This window comes from Streptomyces pathocidini (assembly GCF_001418495.1).
GTDB lineage: Bacteria > Actinomycetota > Actinomycetes > Streptomycetales > Streptomycetaceae > Streptomyces > Streptomyces pathocidini.
In genome coordinates this window covers 1-3,499 of sequence record NZ_LIQY01000451.1, presented here as the reverse complement: position 1 = coordinate 3,499, position 3,499 = coordinate 1, and the positions used below count along the sequence as shown (strand labels likewise).

Annotated in this window: 4 protein-coding genes; 2 read left to right on the top strand and 2 right to left on the bottom strand. The window is 69.8% G+C overall.

Annotation, left to right across the window (positions count from 1 at the left end; genetic code table 11):
• The first annotated feature begins 170 nt into the window (after positions 1-170).
• Positions 171-512 (top strand): chaplin, encoded by a 342-nt coding sequence (locus AOK16_RS20070; protein WP_055473588.1) that lies wholly within the window; start codon positions 171-173, stop codon positions 510-512.
• A 49-nt stretch (positions 513-561) separates the two neighbouring features.
• Here AOK16_RS20070 and AOK16_RS20065 read toward each other — a convergent pair whose 3' ends face one another.
• Entirely contained in the window at positions 562-2,004 is a 1,443-nt protein-coding gene (locus AOK16_RS20065; protein WP_055473587.1) for a lipase maturation factor family protein, read from the bottom strand.
• A 213-nt stretch (positions 2,005-2,217) separates the two neighbouring features.
• Between AOK16_RS20065 and AOK16_RS20060 the strand changes: the two genes are divergently transcribed.
• Positions 2,218-2,667 (top strand): Crp/Fnr family transcriptional regulator, encoded by a 450-nt coding sequence (locus AOK16_RS20060; RefSeq protein ID WP_055473586.1) that lies wholly within the window; start codon positions 2,218-2,220, stop codon positions 2,665-2,667.
• A gap of 144 nt (positions 2,668-2,811) precedes the next feature.
• On the opposite strand, the gene AOK16_RS29010 is transcribed toward AOK16_RS20060, so the two are convergent.
• The gene (locus tag AOK16_RS29010) at positions 2,812-3,267 is read right to left on the bottom strand and encodes a chaplin (protein WP_079101589.1); all 456 of its coding nucleotides are present in this window, start codon (positions 3,265-3,267) and stop codon (positions 2,812-2,814) included.
• Positions 3,268-3,499 lie beyond the last annotated feature (232 nt).

The following is a 3,499-nucleotide window of genomic DNA, read 5'->3' as shown; positions in this document are numbered from 1 at the left end:
CCATGCGCGGGGAGGGGTGCTGTGATCAGCGCGTCCGGGGGCGCGTGACCCGGGCACTTGCCACTCGAATGCGCCGCTCCGCGCAACTTTGTCGCATTACGGGCGTTGTTCCAGATCTCTGCCGTTTTGGCGGCGGGGATTCCTTCTGCAAGACAAGAAAGGACTACGTCATGTCGCGTATCGTCAAGGCCGCTGTACTGACCGTCGCCGCCGGTATGGCGGTCGCTGGTGCCTCTGGTGTCGCCGCTGCCGACGCCGGGGGGACCCACGGCGCAGCCGTGGGTTCCCCCGGCGTACTCTCTGGCAACCTGATCCAGACTCCGGTCTACATCCCGATCAATGTGTGCGGCAACGGGCTCAACGTCATTGCCCTCGGGAACCCCCCGTTCGGCAACAAGTGTGCCAACGTCTCGGCCCACGAGGACCGCCGCGAGGTCTACAGCCACAGCGACCACCGGGATGACCACTACAAGGGGCGCAAGGACAACGGCTACGGCGGTTACAAGAAGTAACCGACGGGGGCCCTGGTGGCGCCCGCCCTCGCAGGGGCGGGCGCCACAGTCATGTCCGGCTCTCGTCGCGTGCCGATGCCACCGGCGGCAGGAACTCGCCCACCAGAGTCCGGTGCCACCACGCCCCCGTCTCCCGCCGCTCCTGCCGCGAGGTGAACCGGTACTCGTACACCAGGGCGCGGACATAGGTGGGCGGCTGGGCCGGGAAGGGGTTCGAGCGCAGCAGCTTCAGTGTGGCCCGGTCGTTCTCCAGCAGTCGCTCCGCGAACGGCAGGAACCACGGCCGCGCGTACGCCGAGGAGATCCCGGCGAACCACATCAGCCAGTCGAGCCGCAGGTGGTACGGGGCGACCTGCGGTGGCCGCCGGCGCGGCTCGCCGGGCTTGCCCTTGAACTCGTACCCCCGCCATACGGTCTCCGGCGTGACCTCCGGCTCGTCCGTGCCCTCGACGACCACCTCGCGGCGGGTGCGGTTGATGGAGCCGAACGCCCCGTAGGTGTTGACGAGGTGGAGGGCGTTGAAGGAGCGGTTCATTGCCTGGGCGCGGGAGAGCAGGTTGCGGGCCGGCCAGTAGCTGAGGACGGCGACCAGGGCGGCCACCGCGATCACCAGCGCCTCGTACCAGACCGGGGGAGCGGCGAACTCCGGCGGATCGGGGAGCGGCAGGAGGCCCGCGGCGAGGGTGCCGCTGACGGCGGGCAGGGCCAGGACGATCGTCAGCCAGTTCAGCCAGGCGAAATTGCCGGACACCACCAGCCACAGCTGGGTCGCCACGATCACCAGCGCGGCCACGCTCGCCACCGGCTGCGGTGTGAACAGCGCGATCGGGACGGCGAGTTGGGCCACGTGGTTGGCGGCCGTCTCGACTCGGTGCAGGGGTTTGGGTAGATGGTGGAAGTACCAGCTCAGCGGGGAGGGCATCGGCTGGGTCTCGTGGTGGTAGTACAGGCACGTCAGGTCCCGCCAGCAGTGGTCGCCGCGCATCTTGATCAGGCCCGCGCCGAACTCGACGCGGAACAGCAGCCAGCGCAGCAGCCACAGCAGCAGGACCGGGGGAGCGGTCCGCTCGTTCCCCAGGAACACGGCCAGAAAACCCGCCTCCAGCAGCAGCGACTCCCAGCCGAACGCGTACCAGGTCTGGCCCACGTTGACGATCGACAGATACGCGGCCCACAGCACGGCCCACATCAGCATCGCCGTCCACAGCGGCACGGCGTCCCCTGCCCCCGCCGCCATCGCCGCGGACAGCAGGACCCCGCCCCAGGCCACGGCCGCGAAGAAGCGGTCGGAGTAGTGCCACCGGAAGACGCTCGGCGCCTGCCGCCACGGCACGCGCGCCACGAACTCCGGCACCGGCAGCATCCCCCGCTCGCCGATCAGCGCGCGGAACTGGTTGGCCGCGGCGAGGAAGGCCACCAGGTAGAGCGCCGCCAGAGCCCGCTGGAAGACCAGCCGGCTCAGCCAGTAGCCCGAATCCCCGAACCACTCCATACGGGCTCGGTACCCACCTTCCGCAGTCCCAGCGCACCAGTCCGCGACCAGGAGAAGTCCTTCGGGCGCGCTGCGTGACAGTTGCCCCACCGCTCTTGTCTTCTCCCGGCAGTGGTGGGCGATAGTGGATCCAATAGCCCCATTTGGGGTAATAGCGGTGTACGGCGAACCGGCGGCGCCGCCAGGGCGCCGGAGGCGAGGAGGCTCGAGCCCATGACCACTGCGCCCCGTTTTCTGCGGTCCCTGCCACCCGGCGTCCGCGACCGCCTGATGGAGCACGGCCGGGAGGTCTCCTTCCCCCAGGACGCCCGGATCTTCGAGGAGGGCGGCCAGGCGACCGGCTTCTGGGTCATCCGCTCCGGCGCCGTCACCCTCGACCTCCGCGTCACCGACCGGCGGTCCGCCACCGTCGCGACCCTCGGCCCCGGCGACCTCCTCGGCTGGTCCTGGCTCTTCCCGCCCTACGAGTGGGACTTCGGAGCCGAGGCGCTCAGCCCCGTCCGTACCTACGCCTTCGACGGCTTCCAGGTGCGGGCGATGTGCGACGAGGACCCGGTCCTGGGGCTCGTCCTGATGCGCACGGTCGCGGAGATCCTCGCCCACCGGCTGCAGGCGGCCCGCACCCGTCTCCTGGAGATGTCACCGCACATCGTGACGGTCTAGCCGGCGGGGCCCCGGCCGTCCTCCGGGCCGGACGTGCCTGTGGCGCCCGCGGTGGGGAAGCGCGGGCGCCACAGGAGGGGGAGGCGGAGGGTCGAGGGCTGCTCCAGCCCTCCGCCAGCCGGTCAGGCTGACTCGCCGGTCACGTCAGTCCCTGTACGAGTCGTGGTCGTCGCGGTCACCTCGGTCACCCCGGTCGTCGCGGTCACCCCGGTCGCCCCGGTCGCCGCGGTCGTCGCGGTCGCCCCGGCCGTTGTGGCGGCCGTTGTGCTCCCGGTATTCCCGGTGCTCCCGGTGCTCCCGGTAGCTGTAGTAGTCGTTGTAGAAGTTGCCGCAGAAGGTGCCGCCTGTGCTATTGAGCAGGCCCAGGAGGCCGAGGCCATTGCCACAGGCGTTGATCGGGGCGTTGAACCCGAACTGCACGACGTTGCCGGAGAGGAAACCGGGGGACCCTACCGCGTAGGCAGTGTTCCCGCTGTAATAGCCTCTGCCGTGGTGGCCGCCGTAGTGACCGCCGTCGTTTGCGACGGCGACACCGCTTCCGGCGGTGAGGGCGGCGCCGGCAATGGCGGTTAGTAGAGCGGCCTTGGCGATTCGCGACATGGCGCTGAATCCTTTCGTGGGAAGAGCGGGCGACTTTCCGCATATGACCTCGGAAAGCGCATCGAGATTGATACTGCGTCGCTGTCACGCTGAGCGCACGGTGGGTAGACCGTCCGTGTGCACCGCGAGGTCGCATCCGGGTGACATCGCGGCCGCGCGCCGCGTGTCGGGGTGTCTGTGGGCCGGTTGTTCCCCTGCTCATGGAGCTGTTTCCTGACCGCCTGACCGCCTG